This window comes from Roseomonas acroporae, assembly GCF_023223525.1.
In the GTDB taxonomy this organism is placed as follows: Bacteria; Pseudomonadota; Alphaproteobacteria; order Acetobacterales; family Acetobacteraceae; genus Roseomonas_E; species Roseomonas_E acroporae.
The window spans coordinates 1-17,970 of record NZ_JALPRX010000082.1; the positions used below are offsets into that span (position 1 = coordinate 1).

At 75.8% G+C, this 17,970-nt stretch carries 19 protein-coding genes; 11 read left to right on the plus strand and 8 right to left on the minus strand.

The annotated features are described in order from the left end of the window. The coding region (locus tag M0638_RS18595; protein WP_248668504.1) for an FG-GAP-like repeat-containing protein at positions 1 to 426 on the plus strand (426 nt) is incomplete at its 5' end. A gap of 156 nt (positions 427 to 582) precedes the next feature. Here the strand turns inward: M0638_RS18595 and M0638_RS18600 are convergent. Next, the gene (locus tag M0638_RS18600) at positions 583 to 1,299 is read right to left on the minus strand and encodes a haloacid dehalogenase type II (RefSeq protein WP_248668505.1); all 717 of its coding nucleotides are present in this window, start codon (positions 1,297 to 1,299) and stop codon (positions 583 to 585) included. Positions 1,300 to 1,618: 319 nt separating this feature from the next. Between M0638_RS18600 and M0638_RS18605 the strand changes: the two genes are divergently transcribed. Further along, positions 1,619 to 2,629 (plus strand): tripartite tricarboxylate transporter substrate binding protein, encoded by a 1,011-nt coding sequence (locus M0638_RS18605; RefSeq protein ID WP_248668506.1) that lies wholly within the window; start codon positions 1,619 to 1,621, stop codon positions 2,627 to 2,629. A gap of 70 nt (positions 2,630 to 2,699) precedes the next feature. On the opposite strand, the gene M0638_RS18610 is transcribed toward M0638_RS18605, so the two are convergent. Beyond that, positions 2,700 to 3,788: an Ldh family oxidoreductase gene (locus tag M0638_RS18610; RefSeq protein WP_248668507.1), complete on the minus strand. Its 1,089-nt coding sequence runs from the start codon at positions 3,786 to 3,788 to the stop codon at positions 2,700 to 2,702. Positions 3,789 to 4,009: 221 nt separating this feature from the next. Between M0638_RS18610 and M0638_RS18615 the strand changes: the two genes are divergently transcribed. Then, the gene (locus M0638_RS18615; protein ID WP_248668508.1) at positions 4,010 to 5,356 is read left to right on the plus strand and encodes an NAD(P)/FAD-dependent oxidoreductase; all 1,347 of its coding nucleotides are present in this window, start codon (positions 4,010 to 4,012) and stop codon (positions 5,354 to 5,356) included. Between the two features lie 36 nt (positions 5,357 to 5,392). Here the strand turns inward: M0638_RS18615 and M0638_RS18620 are convergent, their stop codons facing one another. After that, on the minus strand, positions 5,393 to 6,082 hold the full coding sequence (locus tag M0638_RS18620; RefSeq protein ID WP_248668509.1) for an FYVE zinc finger domain-containing protein: 690 nt from the start codon (positions 6,080 to 6,082) through the stop codon (positions 5,393 to 5,395). A 513-nt stretch (positions 6,083 to 6,595) separates the two neighbouring features. On the opposite strand from M0638_RS18620, the gene M0638_RS18625 reads away from it, so the two are divergent. The 7 genes from M0638_RS18625 (at position 6,596) to M0638_RS18650 (ending at position 13,206) form a co-directional block, all read left to right on the plus strand. Continuing rightward, complete coding sequence (locus M0638_RS18625; RefSeq protein WP_248668510.1) at positions 6,596 to 7,402, plus strand: VOC family protein; 807 nt, start codon at positions 6,596 to 6,598, stop codon at positions 7,400 to 7,402. A 226-nt stretch (positions 7,403 to 7,628) separates the two neighbouring features. Next, positions 7,629 to 8,690 carry a tRNA (adenosine(37)-N6)-threonylcarbamoyltransferase complex transferase subunit TsaD gene (gene tsaD / locus M0638_RS18630; RefSeq protein WP_248668511.1) on the plus strand — a complete coding sequence of 354 codons (1,062 nt, stop codon included), beginning with the start codon at positions 7,629 to 7,631 and terminating at the stop codon, positions 8,688 to 8,690. A gap of 123 nt (positions 8,691 to 8,813) precedes the next feature. Next, the gene (locus M0638_RS18635; protein WP_248668531.1) at positions 8,814 to 9,488 is read left to right on the plus strand and encodes a protein-tyrosine phosphatase family protein; all 675 of its coding nucleotides are present in this window, start codon (positions 8,814 to 8,816) and stop codon (positions 9,486 to 9,488) included. Positions 9,489 to 9,782: 294 nt separating this feature from the next. Further along, on the plus strand, positions 9,783 to 10,682 hold the full coding sequence (locus M0638_RS18640) for an endonuclease/exonuclease/phosphatase family protein (protein WP_248668512.1): 900 nt from the start codon (positions 9,783 to 9,785) through the stop codon (positions 10,680 to 10,682). 154 nt (positions 10,683 to 10,836) lie between these two features. After that, positions 10,837 to 12,351, plus strand: coding sequence for a phospholipase D family protein (locus M0638_RS18645; protein ID WP_248668513.1), 1,515 nt, complete (start codon positions 10,837 to 10,839; stop codon positions 12,349 to 12,351). A 14-nt stretch (positions 12,352 to 12,365) separates the two neighbouring features. Beyond that, positions 12,366 to 12,500: a hypothetical protein gene (locus M0638_RS28905; RefSeq protein WP_282572150.1), complete on the plus strand. Its 135-nt coding sequence runs from the start codon at positions 12,366 to 12,368 to the stop codon at positions 12,498 to 12,500. 106 nt (positions 12,501 to 12,606) lie between these two features. Beyond that, positions 12,607 to 13,206, plus strand: a complete 600-nt coding sequence (locus tag M0638_RS18650; RefSeq protein ID WP_248668514.1) for an HXXEE domain-containing protein — start codon at positions 12,607 to 12,609, stop codon at positions 13,204 to 13,206. On the opposite strand, the gene M0638_RS18655 is transcribed toward M0638_RS18650, so the two are convergent. From M0638_RS18655 to M0638_RS18675, 5 genes are all read right to left on the minus strand, one after another. Next, positions 13,196 to 14,080: an NAD kinase gene (locus M0638_RS18655; protein WP_248668515.1), complete on the minus strand. Its 885-nt coding sequence runs from the start codon at positions 14,078 to 14,080 to the stop codon at positions 13,196 to 13,198. The genes M0638_RS18650 and M0638_RS18655 overlap by 11 nt on opposite strands. Beyond that, complete coding sequence (locus M0638_RS18660) at positions 14,080 to 14,931, minus strand: carbon-nitrogen hydrolase family protein (RefSeq protein ID WP_248668516.1); 852 nt, start codon at positions 14,929 to 14,931, stop codon at positions 14,080 to 14,082. Before M0638_RS18660 ends, M0638_RS18655 begins: the two co-directional genes overlap by 1 nt. A 380-nt stretch (positions 14,932 to 15,311) precedes the next feature. Then, positions 15,312 to 15,713: a hypothetical protein gene (locus M0638_RS18665; protein ID WP_248668517.1), complete on the minus strand. Its 402-nt coding sequence runs from the start codon at positions 15,711 to 15,713 to the stop codon at positions 15,312 to 15,314. A 202-nt stretch (positions 15,714 to 15,915) separates the two neighbouring features. After that, positions 15,916 to 16,908: a GTP 3',8-cyclase MoaA gene (gene moaA, locus M0638_RS18670; protein ID WP_248668518.1), complete on the minus strand. Its 993-nt coding sequence runs from the start codon at positions 16,906 to 16,908 to the stop codon at positions 15,916 to 15,918. A gap of 160 nt (positions 16,909 to 17,068) precedes the next feature. Continuing rightward, positions 17,069 to 17,245, minus strand: a complete 177-nt coding sequence (locus M0638_RS18675; RefSeq protein ID WP_248668519.1) for a DUF3553 domain-containing protein — start codon at positions 17,243 to 17,245, stop codon at positions 17,069 to 17,071. A 71-nt stretch (positions 17,246 to 17,316) separates the two neighbouring features. Between M0638_RS18675 and M0638_RS18680 the strand changes: the two genes are divergently transcribed. Further along, positions 17,317 to 17,952 carry a histidine phosphotransferase family protein gene (locus tag M0638_RS18680; RefSeq protein ID WP_248668520.1) on the plus strand — a complete coding sequence of 212 codons (636 nt, stop codon included), beginning with the start codon at positions 17,317 to 17,319 and terminating at the stop codon, positions 17,950 to 17,952. Positions 17,953 to 17,970 lie beyond the last annotated feature (18 nt).

A 17,970-nucleotide genomic window follows, 5' to 3' on the forward strand; every position in this document is an offset into this window, starting at 1 on the left:
GACGGCCTGGCGGACATCCTGTGGCGCGGCGCCGGCGGCGAGGTGCTGCTCTGGGCGCTGGACGGGGCGCGGGTCGCCGGCGGCGGGCTGGTCGGCATGGCCGACCCCGCCTACTGGACCGTGGCCGGCCTCGCCGACGCGACCGGCGACGGCCTGGCGGACATCCTGTGGCGCGGCGCCGGCGGCGAGGTGGCGCTCTGGGCGCTGGACGGGACGCGGATCGTCGGCGGCGGGCTGATCGGCATGGCCGATCCCGCCTACTGGACCGTGGCCGGCTTCGCCGATGCCGACGCGGATGGCCGGGCGGACATCCTGTGGCATGGCGCCGGCGGCGAGGTGCTGCTCTGGGCGCTGGACGGCGCCGCCGTCGTCGCCGGCGGCCTGCTGGGCACCGCCGACCCGCGGTACTGGCACGGCATCGCCTGATGCCGGCCCGCACGGGTCCCGACCCGTGCGGGCCGGTATCGCGCGCGGGGTCGGCGGGGCGGCCGCGTGCCGGACCGGCGAATCATGCGGGGCCGCACCCGTGCGGAACCGCATGGGCCGTCCCGCCCGCCGCCGGACCCGCGGCCCGCCCGCCGCTCACACGCCGAGCCGGGTCGCCAGATCCTCGAAATCCGTCGCCACCACGTCCCACGCCTCCTCCGCGTGCAGGTCCGACCGCTGCCCGGGGCCGTGCTCGGTGGGGCGCGCGACGAAGGCGGTGCGGAAGCCGCAGGCGCGGGCCGCCTTCAGGTCGCCGTTGTGCGCCGCGACCAGGCAGCACTGCGCCGGCGCCAGCGCCAGCACCTCGGCGGTGCGCAGATAGGCCTCGGGCGTCGGCTTGTAGGCGCGCGCCACCTCGGCGCCCAGGATCGCGTCCCAGGGAATGCCGGCGCGCTTGGCCATGTCGAGCATCAGCACGATGTTGCCGTTCGAGAGCGGCGCGATGACGAAGACGCGCTTCAGCCGCGTCAGCCCCGGCACCGAGTCCGGCCAGGGGTCCAGCCGGTGCCAGGCGAGGTTGAGCGCGGCCAGTTCCGCCTCCGGCACCGTGGCCGGGTCGAGCCCGTGGTCGCGCAGCACCGCCTCCAGGTTCTCGCGGTGCAGCACGTCGAGCCGCGTGTAGGGACGGCGGCCGCTGCGCACCGCCTCCATCGCCGGCTGGTAGCGGCGGCGCCAGGCATCGGCGAAGGCCGCCGGGTCCACCTGCCCGAGCCCGTGCGCGGCCAGGAACGGCGCCGCCTCCCGCGCCACGCCGCCGCGCCAGTCCACCACCGTGCCGAACACGTCGAACAGCAGCGCCTTCACATCCTGCATCGCGTTTCCCCATGGCGCGCCGGCGGGACAGGCCCGGCGATGCAGGACGGTGTAGAGCAGCGCCCGCCGGGGCAGAAGCGGCGCCGCGCGCTTCCCCGGCGTGGCAGGCGGCCGGACGCCATGCCTCTCGACAGGCGCGCACGGGCGGATGAACCTGTGCCCGGGCGGCGTCGCGCGGCGGAGGCGGCACGGCCTTCTCCCCTTTTCCGACGGGAACCGGCATTCCGCCGCCGGACAGGACCGCCGGACAGGACCGCTGGGCCGGGGCCGCCGGACGGAGGGGCCCGGCCCGCGGCTCCGCCTGCGCCACGGAGTGACGATGCAACCCTGCTCCCGCCGCGCTACCCTGGCCGCCGCGCTGCTGGCCGCGCTGCCTCCCGGCCTGATGCCCCGCCCGGCGCCCGCGCAGCCGGCCGGCCGGCCCTCGCCGCTCGACGGGCCGGTCACGCTGATCTGTCCCTTCGCGGCGGGCGGCGGCACCGACCTGTTCCTGCGTGCCCTGGCCGCCGCCGCCGCGCCCCGCCTCGGGCAGCCGGTGCTGGTGGAGAACCGCCCCGGCGCCGCCGGCTCGCAGGGGGCGATCGCGGTGGCGCGGGCCTTCCCGGACGGCCGGCTCATCGCCGCCCTGCCGATCTCGGCGCTGCGCCAGCAGGCGATCCGGGCCGAGTCGGGCCAGACTGTGCTGTTCGACGCGGCGCGCGACTTCACCCACCTGCTGCAACTCGCCGGCTACACCTTCGGCCTCGCCGTGCGCGCCGACGATGACCGCTTCCCGGACTGGGCCGGCTTCCTCGCCGAGGCGCGGCGCCAGCCGGGCGCGCTGCGCTACGCCCACTGGGGCACCAACGGCAGCAGCCACGTCGCCATGGAGATGATCGCGGCGCGCGCGGGCGTCTCGCTGGCGCCGGTCGAGGAGAACGGCGATGCCGAAGGGGTGGCGGCGCTGCTGGACGGGCGGGTGGACGCCGTGGCCGGCACCGGCGGCCTCGGGGTCGAGGTGGATCGCGGCGTCCTCCGCTGGCTGAACCTGTGGAGCGACACGCGCTCCATGCGCTGGCCCGACGTGCCGACCCTGCTCGACCTGGGCTACGGCATGGTGGTGACCTCGCCCTTCGGCCTGGTGGCGCCGCTGGGACTTCCCGCGGACACCGCCGCCGCCCTGCACGACGCCTTCGCGGCGGCGCTGCGCGACCCGCAGGTGCAGGGCGTGCTGGAGCTCTGCGTGATGACCACGGCCTACCTGGACCCGCTCAGCTACGCGGCGTTCCTGGGCGAGGAGGCGGCGCGGCAGCGGGCGCTGGTGCGGCGGCTGGGGCTGCGGGCCGGATAGCGGGGACCCCGCGCCGCCTGGCCCCGCCCTTGCCGGGCCGCCGACGCGGCCCGGCGGCGGGCCCGCCGGCTCAGCCTTCCGCCAGCACGTATTCCGCCCCGCAGCGCGCGCAGATGTCCCGCAGCTTCTTCTGCAGCGAGGGCGGCACCGGCACGCCCTCGGCCAGCCGGCGCGCGCGCGTCGCGTCCTCCGGCTCGCCGGCCACCAGCACGGGCTTCGCCGGATCGGCCGGCGGCGTCGCGTGCAGCTCGTCGATCACCGCGTCGAGGTCGTCCTCGAATTCGCCCGGCTCCCGGAACAGCGCCGGGTCCAGCGCCATCACGAAGTGGCCGATGTTGTTCGGGTCGCCCGGCTTCTCGGTCCGCTTGCGGAGCGGCGAGAAGGAGGCGCCGACCAGCACGCCGCCCAGGATGTGCACCATCGTGGCGAGGCCGTAGCCCTTGTGGCTGCCCGATTCCGGCGTGCCGCCGAGCGGCGTCAGCCCGCCCGCCGGCTGGTTGTAGACGACGTCGAAGCCCTCCCGCGAATCCGTCACCGGCTGCCCGGCCGCGTCCACCACCCAGCCCGGCGGTATCGGCTTCTCGTTCAGGTCGTAGACCTTCACCTTGTTGGCCGCGACCGTGGTGGTCGCCATGTCCAGCACGAAGGGCGCGTTCCGCTTCGTCGGCGCCGCGAAGGCCAGCGGGTTGGTGCCGAGCACCGGCATGCGACCGCGCGTCGGCACCATGTTCACGCCTCGGGTCGAGCTGGCCAGCATCACCACCGCGCCGCGCGCCACGCCGCGCCGGGCATAGACGCCGGCCGCGCCGAAATGGTGCGAGTTGCGCACCCCCACCACGCCGACGCCGTTCCGCAGCGCCTTGTCCACGGCGAGGTCGGTCGCCATCACCGTGACCGGGTGGCCGAGCCCGTCGCCGCCGTCGATCAGCGCCGTGCCGGGCGCGTCGCGCAGCACGCGCGGCCGGGCGTCGAGCTTCAGCCCGCCCTTCGTGCGCAGGTCCTCGTAGGTCATCAGCATCGAGATGCCGTGGCTGTCCACGCCCATCAGGTCGGTCTCGACCATGATCTCGGCGGTGGTGGCCACCAGGTCCTCCGGCATGCCCCAGGCGAGCAGCACGTTGCTGATCTGCCGGCGGATGCGCTCGGCGCTGACGTTCATGGCGTGTCTCCTCATCTCCCGGACCGGCGTCGTGGTCCGGAGTCGGGGCCCGGAGTCGTGGTCCGGAGTCGGGGCCCGACGGCGCGGCCAGGGTCGCGTGGTGGCCGGGGCGAGGTTCCGGCCGGGCGGCGGGCGCGTCAACGCCGCGCCGGCCGGCGCGCCCGCGCGGTGCCGTGTCGCCCGGCTTCCGCGCGGCCCGGCGCTGCGGCAGGATGCCGGGCATGTGGATGACAGGACGGGAAGGCGGCGCCGCGCGCCGCGCCGCGCCCGACGCGGCCGGCAGCGGCCTGCCCGGCGACCACCCGGGGGAAGCCGTCGGGGACACCGTGGTGATCGGCGCCGGCATCGTCGGGCTGTGCGTCGCCTGGTACCTGCTGCGGGAGGGTGGGGCACGCGACGGCGCCACGGTGACGGTGCTGGACCCGGCGGCGCCGGGCAGCGGCACCTCCTCGGGCAATGCGGGAGCGATCAGCCAGGGCTCGGTGGCGCCGCTGGCCATGCCCGGCGTGCTGAAGCAGGTGCCGCGCATGCTGCTCGACCCCGCCGGCGCGCTGCGCGTGCCGCCCGCCTACTGGCCGCGCGCGCTGCCCTGGCTCGCCCGCTTCGTGTCGGCGGCGCGGCCGGAGCGGGTCGCCGCCATCGCGGAGGCGCTGTCGCGCCTGCTCGCCCACGCGCCGGAGCGGCACCGGGAGATCGCGGCGGCCGAGGGCGCCTCGCACCTGCTGGAGGACAACGGCCAGCTCTACGCCTACCGCGACGAGTCGCAGCTCACCAAGGACATGACCGGCTGGGAGCTGCGCCGCCGGCACGGCCAGCACTGGCAGCGCCTGGACTCGGCCGAACTGCACGAGCTGGAGCCCGCCGTCTCGCCCGACTACGCGATCGGCATCCTCGTGCCGGAGCAGGGGCTCTGCGTGAACCCGTGGCGGCACGCGCAGATGGTGGCGGACGGGGTGCAGCGCGCCGGCGGCGTCTTCCTGCGCCGCCGCGCCACCGCCATCGCCACGGAAGGCGGGCGCGTGGTCGGCGTCGAGACCGATGCCGGGCGGGTGCCGGCCGCGCGGGTGGTGATCGCCGCCGGCGCCTGGTCGGCGCCGCTGCTGCGCCCGCTCGGCTACCGCGTGCCGCTGGAGAGCCAGCGCGGCTACCACGTGGACCTGCACGCGCCCGGCATCCGGCCGCGCCGGCCGGTGGTGGCGGCGGACCGCAAGGTGTTCGTCTCGCCGATGGATTTCGGCGTGCGCGTCGCCGGCACGGTGGAGTTCGGCGGGCTGCAGCGCCCGGCCGACCCGCAGCGCGCCGCGCTGCTGCTGCGCGACCTCGCCGCCCTGTTCCCCGGCATGCGCACCGAGCCGGCGGGGGAGCCCTGGATGGGCCACCGTCCCTGCCTGCCGGACAGCCTGCCGGTGCTGGGCCCGGTGGCGCGCTGGCCCGGCCTGTGGACGGCCTTCGGGCACGGCCATCTCGGCCTGACCGGCTCGGCGCCGACCGGCGCGCTGCTGGCGCAGGCCATGCTGGGGCGGCGGCCGAATTTCGACTTCTCGCCCTTCGCGCCGGAGCGGTTCTGAGGCGGCGGGCGGTCCGGCGGCCGGACCGCCCGCCGCTCACCAGTCGTTCGTCCAGGTCAGGCGCCCATGGGGATCCAGGCAATTGGTGCAGTACCAGTTCTTGGGCAGCACATGGCCGTTGATGCCCATGAGCCCCGAAACCTTGCTGCCGCAATTGTTGCACATGATCCTGCCGCAGTTCCGGCAGTGGTGCCGCCGCAGGAAGACGCCGAAGGACTTTCTGCACGAGGGGCACTGTTGCACGCCCTGGTCGTCGGCCCATCTGGCATCGGATTCGGTCAGGACATCGAATTTCTCGTAGCTCGTGCTGGTGCTGGCCTCCGCGCCGACATCCTGCCGGTCGGCGGGCTTTCCGCCCTGTTCCGGCCACGAGATGGAATTGCCGTCCGGGATCTGCTTCCCGTACCTGGCCTTCTCCCTGATGTTGATCCCGTGCTGCCTGAACAGGCCGGTCTGGTTGAAGCCGCTGTCCCCGCTGAACACCAGATCGATCCGGCTCGCGTCGTTCTCCCGGACGAAGGACAGGAATTTCGCCCTCGCCACGGGGTAGGCCGTTCTCGCATCGTGGACCATGAGCGCCCTGCCGTCGGGAATGGCGCAGATGAGGCCCATGCACCCGGTAAGGTTGGGGATCGTCAGCCTGTCGCCCGCCTCCAGCTTGCCGATCACGGCATAGGTCGCGTGGACCTGGGCGCTCGGGCACTTCAGAACATACTCCGTGGACACGGATTTCCTCCACCGTAACGATATCGAAAGCAAGCGATGGTGCCAAACCTTCGGGTGGACGACTACCATCGCGAGTTGGGCCGATGGACGATACGCCTGCCGATGTCGCCTTTCCGCCGGGGGGCGGTGGGTCCGCTGCACCGGAGATCCGGCCCACCGGGCATGCCGTTCCCGGCGGCTGCGATCCGGCGAACCTTCGCGGCCGTTGCGCCGGCGCGCGGGGTGCCGGAGGAACGACGCGGCCCCGGCGTGGTCCCCGGCGGGCCGTCGTTGCCGTGGATCGGCCCGGAACGACGGGCGTCGCGTCGCGCCGGTTGCCCGCGCGGGGGTGAAGCCCGTCGCGGACCGGGATACATGTCCCGTCCGGGGAAAGGCGCGAGCGGATCGGGCCGCGCCGCCGGCGCTCCCTCGCCGCGCATGGCCGGCGGCGCTCTCACGCCGCGCATGGCCGGCGGCGCTCTCACGCCGCGCATGGCCGGCGGCGTTCTCACGCCGCGCATGAAAGGAGCCCGCATGTCGGACCCGCAGGATCGCCCATCCGGACGCTTCGTCTGGTACGAGCTGATGACCACCGACGCGGCGGCGGCCGAGGCCTTCTACCGCGCCGTGATCGGCTGGGAGGCGTCGCCGGCCGGGCAGCCGGACAAGCCCTACACCCTCTTCCGCGTCCCCGGCGCCCCGGGGGAGGGCGAGGCGGGAGCCGAGGCCGCCGGCCTGCTGACCCTGCCGGAGGAGGCGCGCGCCCGCGGCGCCCGCCCGGGCTGGGTCGGCTACGTCGCGGTGGACGACGTGGATGGCTGCGCGGCGCGGGTGACGGCGGCGGGCGGGCAGATCCGCCACCCGCCGACCGACATTCCCGGGGTGGGCCGCTTCGCCGTGGCCGCCGATCCGCAGGGCGCCGTCTTCGTGCTGTTCGCCACCACGCGCGAGCCGCCGCCGCCGCGCGCGCCGGGCGCGCCCGGCCATGTGAGCTGGCGCGAGCTGGTGACCAGCGACCGCGAGGCCGGCTTCGCCTTCTACGCCGGGCTGTTCGGCTGGACCAAGGACCGGGCGATCCCGATGGGCCTGTTCGGCAGCTACCAGCTCTTCGCCGCGGAAGGGGAGGTGCTGGGCGGCATGATGACCCGCCCGCCGATGGTGCCGGCCTCCTTCTGGATCTACTACATCCAGGTGGACGGGCTGGCCGAGGCGGTGGCGCGGCTGCGGGCCGCCGGCGGCATGGTGGTCAACGGCCCGCATCAGGTGCCCGGCGGCACCTGGGTCGTGCAGGCGCTCGATCCGCAGGGGGCGCTGTTCGCGCTGGTCAGCGCCCGCGCCTGAGTCGGATCGCCAGGGAGCGGCCGGGCCGGCGGCGCGAGGCGCCATCGAAGGCGACGCGCCGCCGGCAACGCCGGCCGCCGGAAAGCGGGGCCTGCCATGGGCGCGGGTGCCTGCCGCTTTCGCGCGAGGGCGCCTATATGCCTCGCCGATGCCGCGCGCCCCGATGCCGGCCTGGAGCCCGCCCCGACCATGACCCCGCGCGGAACCGCGCCGCTGGACCGCCCCCATGCTTGACCGTCCCGTGCTCGGCCTGGAGTCGAGCTGCGACGAGACGGCCGCCGCCGTGCTCGCGCCGGACGGCGCCATCCTGGCCGAGCTGGTGCTGAGCCAGCTCGACGAGCATGCCCGCTTCGGCGGGGTGGTCCCCGAGATCGCGGCGCGGGCGCACCTGGCGCACCTGCCCGGCCTCGCGCGCCGCGCCATGGCCGAGGCGGGGCTGGGCTTCGCCGATCTCGGCGGCGTCGCCGCCACCTCCGGCCCCGGCCTGATCGGCGGCCTGATCGTCGGGGCGAGCCTCGGCAAGGGCATCGCCCTGGCGCACGGGCTGCCCTTCGTCGCGGTGAACCACCTGGAGGCGCACGCGCTGACCGCGCGCCTGCCGGGGCTGGTCGAGGGCGGGGTGGAATTCCCCTACCTGCTGCTGCTGCTCTCCGGCGGGCACTGCCAGTGCGTGGCGGTGGAGGGCGTCGGCCGCTACCGGCGCCTCGGCACCACGCTGGACGACGCGGTGGGCGAGGCCTTCGACAAGTCCGCCAAGCTGCTCGGCCTGCCCTGGCCGGGCGGGCCGGCGCTGGAGCGCCTCGCGGAGTCGGGCGATCCCGCGCGCTTCCGCCTGCCGGCGCCGATGGTCGGGCGGCCGGGCTGCGACTTCTCCTTCAGCGGGCTCAAGACCGCCGTGGCGCAGCACGTGGCGCGTGAGGCGGGGGAGGACGGGACGATGGCGGAACGGACGCGCGCCGACCTCGCCGCCGCCTTCCAGGCGGCCGTCGCGACGGCGCTGGCGGACCGGGCGGCGAACGCGCTGGCGATGCTGCCGGCGGCGCGCGGCGTGGTGGTCGCCGGGGGCGTCGCGGCCAACGGGGCGGTGCGCCGGGCGCTGGCGGCGGTGGCCGAGCGGGGCGGGGCGCGGCTGGTGGCGCCGCCGGTGCGCCTGTGCACCGACAACGCGGTGATGGTGGCCTGGGCCGGCATCGAGCGGCTGCGGCTGGGGCTGGCCGGGCCGCCGGACGAGGCGCTGGGCCACGCGCCGCGCCCGCGCTGGCCGCTGGACGAGATGACGGCGGCCTGAGAGAGTTTGTGGAAGAATGCCCGTCAGCGTTGAAACCGGCCGAAAGAGACGAGCCCTTTCAACGGGCATTCCTTCGCAGGTTCGATGTCTTCACACACTCTGAGGCGCGCCGCGATGGACACGATCTTCCGCGGCGACCTCGCCACCCCGCGCGGCCGGGCGCTGGCCTGGGCCGACAGCCTGCTGGTCGATCACGGGCTGCTGCGCCTGGCCTGGACCAACGCCGCGACGGTGGTCCCGGGGCGGCTCTACCGCTGCAACTACCCCGACCCGCGCCGCCTCTCGGCGCTGACCCGTCGCCTCGGCCTGCGGACGCTGGTCAACCTGCGCGGGGCGACGGGCAACGGATCGGACGCGCTGGCGCGTCAGCGCGCCGCGGCGCTGGGCCTCGCCTTCCTCGACGCGCCGCTGCGCTCGCGCCGGGCGCCGACGCGGGAGGCGATCCTGCACCTCGCCGGGATCTATGCCGGGATGGCGGAACCGGCGCTGGTGTTCTGCAAGTCCGGGGCGGACCGGGCCGGCTTCGCCGCCGGCCTGTACCTGCTGCTGCAGGGGGAGGGCAGTGCGGCGGCGCTGGGCCAGCTCTCGCTGCGGCACGGCCACCTGGCGCGCTCGCCGGCCGGCATCCTGCGGGCCGTGTTCCTGCGCTACGCGCGCGATGCCGAGGGGCGGCTGCCCTTCCTCGACTGGGTCCGGCGGGAATACGACCCCGAGGCGCTGGCCCGCGACTTCGCCTCGGGGGGGGTGGCGGGCGGGCTGGCGCGCGCGGTGAACGACCGGCTGCTGCGGCGCGAATAGGGCATTCCCGAGCCGGGCGCCCCGGAAGCTGCGCCGGATAGGGCTGGAGCCGTTCCGGCCCGATGCGGTCAGGCCGGAACGGCTCCGGGCGTGCCGGAACCCGCCCGCGTCGCCGGCGCTCTGCTCCGTGCCGGCCGCGGCATCCGGTGCCCCATCCGTTGCCCCGCCGGCCGCCGCATCCGGAACCGCGCTGGGAGCCACGCTTGGAACGGCATGGGTCAGGGCCTAGATTGGGGTGGTCGGGCTGCCGGCCTGAGCCTTCTCCGCCAACAGCGATCCGGGTTCGACGCCTCCGTGCAATCCGAGCCAGCCCTACCGACCCCGCACGGCCTGGACGCCAGGCTGGCGCGCGCCCAGCACCGCGGCGGCACGCCCGCCTCCGCCGGCCTGCCGCACCCGCCGCCGCCGGTCGGCGCGCCGGAGCGCCGCGTGCTGGTCGCCTCCTACAACGTCCACAAGTGCGTCGGCGTGGACGGGCGCTTCGACCCGGCCCGCGTCGCCGCGGTGATCGGGGAGCTCGGCGCCGACGTGGTGGCGCTGCAGGAGGCCGACCGGCGCTTCGGCCGCCGCGTCGGGCTGCTGGATCCGCAGGTGCTGGAGCGGGCGAGCGGCCTCTCGCTGCTGCCGGTCTCGCCGCTGCCGGACGGGCATGGCTGGCACGGCAACGCCCTGCTGGTGCGCCCGGGCACGACCCTGCTGCGGATCGAGCGCATCCGGCTGCCGGCGGGCGAGCCGCGCGGCGCGGTGGTGGCCGATCTGCGCCTGCCGGCCGGGCGCCTGCGGGTGGTGGCGGCGCATCTCGGCCTGCTGCGCCGCAGCCGCGAGCGCCAGGCGGCGGCGCTGGTCGCCGCCATGGCGGAAGGCGAGCGGATGCCGACCCTGCTGCTGGGGGACCTCAACGAATGGCGGCCCGGCCGCCGCTCCTCGCTGCGCGGGCTGGAGCCGCTGTTCGGCCCGCTGCGCGGCGGGCCGCCGAGCTTCCCCTCGCGCCTGCCGATCTTCGCGCTGGACCGCATCCTGGGCTCGCCCTACGGGCTGGTGCGCGCCCTGGCGGTGCACCGCAGCCCGCTGGCCACGGTCGCCTCGGACCACCTGCCGCTCAAGGCGTGGATCGACCTGGAGATCGGCGACGCGCTGGCCGCGTCGCGGCCCGCCACCGGACGGGCCGCCGCGGCGGTGGCCGTCGCCGCATGAGCGCGGCCGGACCGCGCGGCGCCCCGTGGTGACGGCGGCCCTGACATCCGAGGCCCCGGTGACCGGGGGGCCGTCGGCCGGGGGCACGTCGACCGGGGGGGCGATGACCGGGGGGGCAGCGACCGGGAGCCCGGTACCCGGAGCCCGTATCCCCGTGGCGGCCGATGTCCAGCCGGGGCCGGAGAAGGGCGTCCCGCGGCGCGCCGCCCCGGTGCCGCGCCTCGACGACTGGGTGGACATGCTGCTGCGCGAGGTGGGCGCCCGCACTGCCGCGACCCTGGTTCCCGGCGGGCTGGAAGCCTTCGCGCTGCGCGCCGAGGCGGCGCGCGCGGCGACCCGCAGCCTCGACCTCCTCTACTACGCCTGGCACGACGACATCACCGGCCGGCTGCTGGCGCACGAGGTGCTGCAGGCGGCCGAGCGCGGCGTGCGGGTGCGCCTGCTGCTCGACGACAGCTACGTGCTGGGCGACGGCTCGCCGGTGGCGGTGCTGGCGGCGCATCCGCGCATCGAGATCCGCCTGTTCAACGCCGCGCGCTGGCAGGCCTGGGGCAAGCTCGGCTTCCTGCTGGAATTCGCGCTGGGCGGCTGGCACCTGAACCACCGCATGCACAACAAGGCGTGGATCGCCGACGACCGGCTGGTGATCACCGGCGGGCGCAACATCGGCGACGAGTACTTCGACGCCTCGGGCGAGTTCAATTTCCGCGACCTCGACCTCGCCGTGGTCGGCGAGGCGGTGCAGCAGGCGGTGGGCGTGTTCCGCCGCTACTGGAACAACCGCCTCGCGCGCCGCCTGCAGGACACGCGCGGCGCCCCCGCCTGCGAGCCGACCGCGCTGCCGGCCTGGGGCGAGGCGTTGCGCCACCACGCCGCCTCGGCGGCCGCCGCGCCCTATCTCGCGCGGCTGGAGGCCTGCTTCGGCGAAGGCGGCGACCGGCGGCCGGATGCCGCCGACTGCGCCGCCTGGTGCGGCGAGAACGGCCTGCTGCCGGCCGACGGGGTGCGCATCCTGGCCGACCCGCCGGAGAAGGCGACCGGCCGGCGCATCCGGGGTGGCCTCGCCCCGGCGATCCTGGCGGCGCTGGAAAGCGCGCGGCGCGAGGCGCTGCTGATCTCGCCCTACTTCGTGCCGGGCGAGAAGGGGCTGGCGCTGCTGCTCGACCTGCGGCGGCGGGGCGTGCGGGTCTCGGTGGTGACCAACTCCCTCGCGGCGACCGACGTGGTGGCGGTGCACGCCGGCTATGCCCGCTACCGCAAGGCGCTGCTGGCGGGCGGCGTCGAGCTCTACGAGCTGAAGCGCTCGGGGCGCGAGGATGGCGGCGTGTTCGGCTCGCGCGGCGCCTCGCTGCACACCAAGGCGCTGTCGGTCGATGGCGAGCTGGTCTTCGTCGGCTCCTTCAACCTCGACCCGCGCTCGGCCAACCTGAACACCGAGATGGGCGCCTTCGCGCGGAACCGGGAACTGGCCGCGCGCCTCGCGGTGGAGCATGCGCGGCTGGTGGATCCGTACCGTTCCTACCGGGTGCGCCTGGCGGGCGGGCGGCTGCGCTGGGTGGACCGGTCCGCCAACGGCGTGCGGGTGCAGCGGCACGAGCCGGACGCCTCCTTCAGGCGCCGGGCGCTGGCCTGGCTGGTGCGCTGGCTGCCGGTGGAGTCGCAGCTTTGAGGCGGGAGGGGGCGATGGTGCGTGCGTCGCTGCTGCTGGTGGTCGTGCTGCTCGGGCTGGCCGGCTGCGCGGGGGGCGGCACGAGCGGCCCCTACGTGTCGGGTGCCGGGGGCGCGAACTGGCGCGAGGACGCGCGGCTCGGGCGGTAGCGCGGGCGCGGCGTTCACGGTTCATTGCCGGAACGGCGCGTAGCCTGCCGGCCATGGCGGGAACGGCGGTTCGCCGCCGGGACGCGTGGCGGGGGCGGCGACGGGCATGCGGCGCGACCGGATCATCGGCTGGCTTGCCGCGAACTGGGTGGCCGGGGCCGGCTTCCTGGCCGTCGGCCTGCTCGCCCTGGCGCCGCTGCTCGGCCACGTCCTGGGCGCCGCGCTGCTGCTGCTCCACCTGCACGGCCCCGCCTACATGCTGCATCAGGTGGAGGAGCACGCGGGGGACCGCTTCCGGCGCTTCGCCAACCGGGCCCTGTTCGGCGGCCGCGAGGTGCTGACACCCGGCGAGGTGCTGCTGGTCAACCTGCCGCTGGTCTGGGGCGGCAACCTGGCCGCGCTGTACGCGGGCTTCGCCTGGGGCGTGGGCTACGGGCTGGCGGCCCCGTACCTGGTCCTGGTCAACGCGCTGACGCATCTCGGCGCCGCGCTGCGGCTGCGGCGTCCGAATCCGGGGCTGGCGACGGCGGTGCTGCTCTTTCTCCCGCTCGGCGGCGCGACGCTCCGGGCCGCCGCCGGTCAGGCCGCGCCCTGGCAGCACGCGCTCGGCCTCGCCATCGCCCTGCTCGTCCACGCGCTGATCGTCGCGGACGCGATGCGCCGGTGGCGCCGCCTCGCCGGGGTCGCCCCCGCCCTCACGCCGTGAACTGCTCCGCGATGATCCGCTCCGAGAGCCCGTGGTCCGGGTCGAACAGCATGGTCAGCGTCACCGAGCGGTCCTCGCGCACCCGCACGCGCTGCACGTTGCGCGCCTCGGTGTAGTCGGCGACGGCCGCGACGGGGCGCTTGTCGCGCTCCAGGATCTCGAACACCACCTCCGCCTCGCCGGGCAGCAGCGCGCCGCGCCAGCGGCGGGGACGGAAGGCGCTGATCGGCGTCAGCGCCAGCAGGTTGGCGCCGAGCGGCACGATCGGCCCGTGCGCCGAGAGGTTGTAGGCGGTGGAGCCGGCCGGCGTCGCCACCAGCACCCCGTCGCAGGCCAGCTCCGGCAGCCGCACCTTGCCGTCCACCAGGATGCGGATCTTGGCGATCTGGCGGCTCTCGCGCAGCAGCGAGACCTCGTTCATCGCCAGCGCCTCCAGGCAAACCTCGTCGCCGCAATAGGCCCACATGCGCAGGGGATGCAGCAGGGCGGCCTGCGCCTGGGCGACCCGCCCGGGCAGGTCCTCGGCGTGGTAGTCGTTCATCAGGAAGCCGACGCTGCCGCGGTTCATGCCGTAGACCGGCAGGTTGCGGCCGAGGAAGCGGTGCTGCGTCTCCAGCATGAAGCCGTCGCCGCCCAGCGCCACGATGGCGGCGGCGTCCTCCGGCGGGGTGTCGCCGTAGCGGGCCACCAGCTCCTCGCGCCCCGCCTGCGCCGCCGGGGTGGGCGCGGCGAGGATCGCCAGGCGCCCCGCCTCGGGCGGATGCGGCAGGGCGCCGACCTCGGCGGCGGCGGGCAGGGCACCGCCGCCGCTGCCATCGGCGGGGGAGAGGCCCGGCACCGGCAGGCCGGGCGGGACGGGCGCCGTGTCCGGCATCACGCCAGCCTGCGGTGTTCGAGCACCGGCATGTCGCGGCGGACCCGCGCCGTGACCTCGGGGTCGAGCCGCGCCGTGGCCCAGCCGACGCCGTCGGCGGCGCTCGCCACCACGTGGCCCCAGGGGTCGCAGATGAGGGAGTGGCCGTAGGTGGTGCGCGGCTGGCCGCGGTCCAGGTGCTGGCCCCAGGTGGCGGGGGCGGCGAACCAGCACTGCGTCTCGATGGCGCGGGCGCGGATCAGCGCCTCCCAGTGGTCCCGGCCGGTCTGCAGGGTGAAGGCGGAGGGCAGGAAGACCAGTTCGGCCCCGGCGCGGCGCAGCGCCAGGAACAGCTCGGGGAAGCGCACGTCGTAGCAGATGGCGCAGCCGATCCTGGTGCCGGCGGCGGAGCCCGTGGTCTCGTAGGTGACGATCTCCGTGCCGGCGCCGTAGGTGGCGCTCTCGCGGAAGCCGGTGCCGTCCGGCGTCGTGATGTCGAAGAGGTGGATCTTGCGGTAGCGCGCCAGCTCCCGCCCGTCGGGATCGAAGGCGACGGTGGTGTTGAACAGGCGCTCGCCGCCATCCGGACGCTCGGCGAGGCTGCCGCCATGGAGATGGATGCGATGGGCGCGCGCCATCTCCCGCAGGAATTCGTAGGCCTCGCCGCCCGGGGCGTCGCTGCCCGGCGGCGGCAGCGGCTCGGCGGCCAGCACCTTGGTGGGGCGGTCGCCGCCGAGGCAGGTCCACATCTCCGGCAGGGCGACGATGTCCGGCCGGTCCGCGCGGACCGCCGACTCGATCAGGCGGCGTGCCTGCGCGATGTTGGCGGCCTTGTCGTGCCCGGGGTTCATCTGCAGCACGGTCATGCGCATCGGGGACCTCGCCTCCAGAGCGTTGTCGGGCGGAGCGGTGTCGGGCCGGCCGGGCCCGTCGTCGCGGGGCAGGCCGCACCAGGGCGGGGCCGGGGGGCGGGGCCGGGCCGCGCCCCGCCGGGCCCGGACCGGGTGCCTGCCCCCGCCCGGCCCGTGGCGGCGGAGGGCTGCGATCCGCCCCGGCCCACGGCGGGCTGCGGCGACCGGGCGTGGCCTGCCCGCCGGGAGGCGCATCAAGCCCGTTGCCGGGCATGTCGGCAAGGCTTCGCGCGCGGATACCGCCGGGTCGGCCCGGTCCGCCCCTGTCCACCCGCGATGCCGGCCGCACGCCGCGCCGGCCCGCCGCCCGGACGGGGGGCCGGGCCGCCGGCGGGAAGCGGTCAGCGGCGCGGCTCGCCGCGGCCGTCGCCGGGCCAGTCCAGGCGCGGTTCCGCCCGGCTGCCGCGCGGCGGGCCGGGCCAGGCGGGCGGGGGCGGCACCGGCGGGGTGCTGCGCGGCGGCGGCTCCGCGGCGGCGCTGCGCGGCGGCGGGGTGGCCCAGTCATCCTCCACCAGCGTATGCCGACGCGACAGGTCGGGCAGCTGGAGCGCGAGACCGCGCAGCTCGGCATGCAACTCGTCGAGCTGCGCCTCGATCGCGTCCAGCCGGCCCTTCACGCCGAACACGCTGAACGGCATCAGCAGGAAGGCCAGCCCGAGCAGCAGCCCCGCCACCAGCACGACCAGCCCGGTCCACTCCGGCAGACCCGGTACGACCAGCCTGTTGGCGAGATCCTGCAGCATGGCGGGCGATCCTGTGGGATGGCCCGGGCGGTCGCCGGGCCGCGGTTGGCGTGCCGGCGGTCCCGGCGTGTCCGCGTCGCCCCGGGGCCGGCCGGCCAGGGAGGGTTATCGCGGCTTCCGGGCTGCCGGTCGATCCTGAACCGGTCGCTCCCAAGCCTATCACTCCCGAGCCGGGGCCCGGCGGGCGCCGCGGCCGCGATCCTCAACCGCCGGTGACGCTCATGTGGCGCGACAGGGCCGGGCGATTGTGCCGCCGGTCGATGACGAAATCATGGCCGCGCGGCTTGCGGGCGATGGCGTCCGCGATGGCCGCGTGCAGCGTCGCGTCGTCGGCGCCCTCGCGCAGCGGCCGCCGCAGGTCGGCCGCGTCCTCCTGGCCGAGGCACATGTAGAGCGTGCCGGTGCAGGTCAGGCGCACGCGGTTGCAGCTCTCGCAGAAATTGTGGGTCATCGGCGTGATGAAGCCGAGGCGCTGGCCGGTCTCGCGCACGGTGACGTAGCGGGCCGGGCCGCCGGTGCGGTGGTCGCTCTCGATCAGCGTCCAGTGCTCGCGCAGGCGGGCGCGCACCAGGGAGAGCGGCAGGTACTGGTCGGTGCGGTCCCCGTCCACCTCGCCGAGCGGCATGGTCTCGATCAACGTCAGGTCGAAGCCGTGCTCGCCGCACCAGATCAGCAGCCGGTCGATCTCGCCCTCGTTGACGCCCTTGAGCGCCACGGTGTTGATCTTGACCGCGAGGCCCGCGGCGCGGGCGGCGAAGATGCCGTCCAGCACCCGCTCGATGTCGCCGCGCCGGGTCAGCGCCCGGAAGGTCGCGGGGTCGAGCGTGTCGAGCGAGACGTTGATCCGCCGCACGCCGGCGGCATGCAGCCCCTCGGCATGCTGCGCGAGGCGGGTGCCGTTGGTGGTGAGCGTCAGCTCCTTCAGCCCGCCGCCCGGCGCCAGGCGCCTGCCCAGCGATTCGAACAGCCGCATCACGTCGCGCCGCACCAGCGGCTCGCCGCCGGTCAGGCGCAGCTTCTCGACGCCGAGATCGACGAAGGCGCCGCAGAGCCGGTCCAGCTCCTCCAGGGTCAGCAGCTCGGCCTTGGGGAGGAAGGTCATCTCCTCGGCCATGCAGTAGACGCAGCGGAGATCGCAACGATCGGTCACCGAGACGCGCAGGTAGGAGATCCGCCGGTCGAACGGATCGATCATGGAGGGCCTCGGCGTGAAGGGGCGGGTATCGGGAGGGATCGGGTGCATCGCGACGCGGTGGATTTGGTCCGCAACCCCCCGCTTCCGCAACCCCCCCTGGTGCCGCGACTCTCCCCGGCGCGGTGGCGCCGGGCGCGGCCGGCGGGCCGGTCCCGCCCGCTCAGCGCGGCTCGTGCAGGATCTCCAGGTCCACCACCGCGACGTTTATCAGGACCTTGCCGGCGTTCTCGAAATTCACCGTCACCCGCTCGCCCACCACGGACTGCACCTGGCCGTCGCCCCAGTCCGGGCGGGTGGGATGGCGCACGCGCATCCCCGGCTCGATCACGGTATGCATGCCTTCGCCTCAACGAAGCGTAAAGATAGCTACCCTACACCGGGCCGTGTCCGCTGTGCAGGAAGCCATGCATGGGTGCTGATCTCGTTCTCGCGCAGACCCTCTGCGCGCGTCTCTGCCACGATCTCGGCGGTGCCGTGGGCACGGTGGCCGGGGCCCTCGAACTGGCCGGCGGGGACGACCGCGAGGCCTTCGCGGTGGCGCTGGAGACGGCGCTGATCCTGCGCCGGCAGCTCCGCCTGTGCCGTGCCGCCTACGGAGGCGGGATCGGCCTCGGCGTGCGCGAGCTGATCGAGCTGGTGGACGGGCTGCCGGCCGGCGGCCGCGCCCGGCTGGAGGTCGCCCTGCCCGACGACGCCGAGTTCCCGCCCGGCGCGTCGCAGGTGCTCCTGGTGGCGATCCTGGTGGCGGGCGAGGCGCTGCCGCGCGGCGGCACCATCCGTGTCGCCGGCGATGCGCGGACCGGAGTCGCGCTGCTGCCGGAGGGGCGCAACGCCGCCTGGCCGAAGCGGCTGGCCGCGGAGCTGGCGGCCGTCGCGGGGCACGGGGCGGCGCCGCCCGAGGCCGGCCCGCGCGAGGTGCTGCCGGTCCTGCTGGCGCGGCTGGCGCACGCGGCGGGGATCGGGCTCAGCCTCGCCCTCGGCGCGGCGGAGGGGCCCGGCGTGCTGCTGCTCGAAGGTCCGTCGCTGCGGCCGCGCGCCGGCTGACCGGCCGCGCGGCGGGGC

Coding starts and splice junctions, on each gene's coding strand:
- M0638_RS18665 (WP_248668517.1), bottom strand. CDS start 15,713: ATGCTGCAGGATCTCGCCAACAGGCTGGTCGTACCGGGTCTGCCGGAG.
- moaA (WP_248668518.1), bottom strand. CDS start 16,908: ATGATCGATCCGTTCGACCGGCGGATCTCCTACCTGCGCGTCTCGGTG.
- M0638_RS18615 (WP_248668508.1), top strand. CDS start 4,010: ATGTGGATGACAGGACGGGAAGGCGGCGCCGCGCGCCGCGCCGCGCCC.
- M0638_RS18625 (WP_248668510.1), top strand. CDS start 6,596: ATGTCGGACCCGCAGGATCGCCCATCCGGACGCTTCGTCTGGTACGAG.
- M0638_RS18655 (WP_248668515.1), bottom strand. CDS start 14,080: ATGCCGGACACGGCGCCCGTCCCGCCCGGCCTGCCGGTGCCGGGCCTC.
- tsaD (WP_248668511.1), top strand. CDS start 7,629: ATGCTTGACCGTCCCGTGCTCGGCCTGGAGTCGAGCTGCGACGAGACG.
- M0638_RS18600 (WP_248668505.1), bottom strand. CDS start 1,299: ATGCAGGATGTGAAGGCGCTGCTGTTCGACGTGTTCGGCACGGTGGTG.
- M0638_RS18680 (WP_248668520.1), top strand. CDS start 17,317: ATGGGTGCTGATCTCGTTCTCGCGCAGACCCTCTGCGCGCGTCTCTGC.
- M0638_RS18675 (WP_248668519.1), bottom strand. CDS start 17,245: ATGCATACCGTGATCGAGCCGGGGATGCGCGTGCGCCATCCCACCCGC.
- M0638_RS18650 (WP_248668514.1), top strand. CDS start 12,607: ATGCGGCGCGACCGGATCATCGGCTGGCTTGCCGCGAACTGGGTGGCC.
- M0638_RS28905 (WP_282572150.1), top strand. CDS start 12,366: ATGGTGCGTGCGTCGCTGCTGCTGGTGGTCGTGCTGCTCGGGCTGGCC.
- M0638_RS18610 (WP_248668507.1), bottom strand. CDS start 3,788: ATGAACGTCAGCGCCGAGCGCATCCGCCGGCAGATCAGCAACGTGCTG.
- M0638_RS18660 (WP_248668516.1), bottom strand. CDS start 14,931: ATGCGCATGACCGTGCTGCAGATGAACCCCGGGCACGACAAGGCCGCC.
- M0638_RS18605 (WP_248668506.1), top strand. CDS start 1,619: ATGCAACCCTGCTCCCGCCGCGCTACCCTGGCCGCCGCGCTGCTGGCC.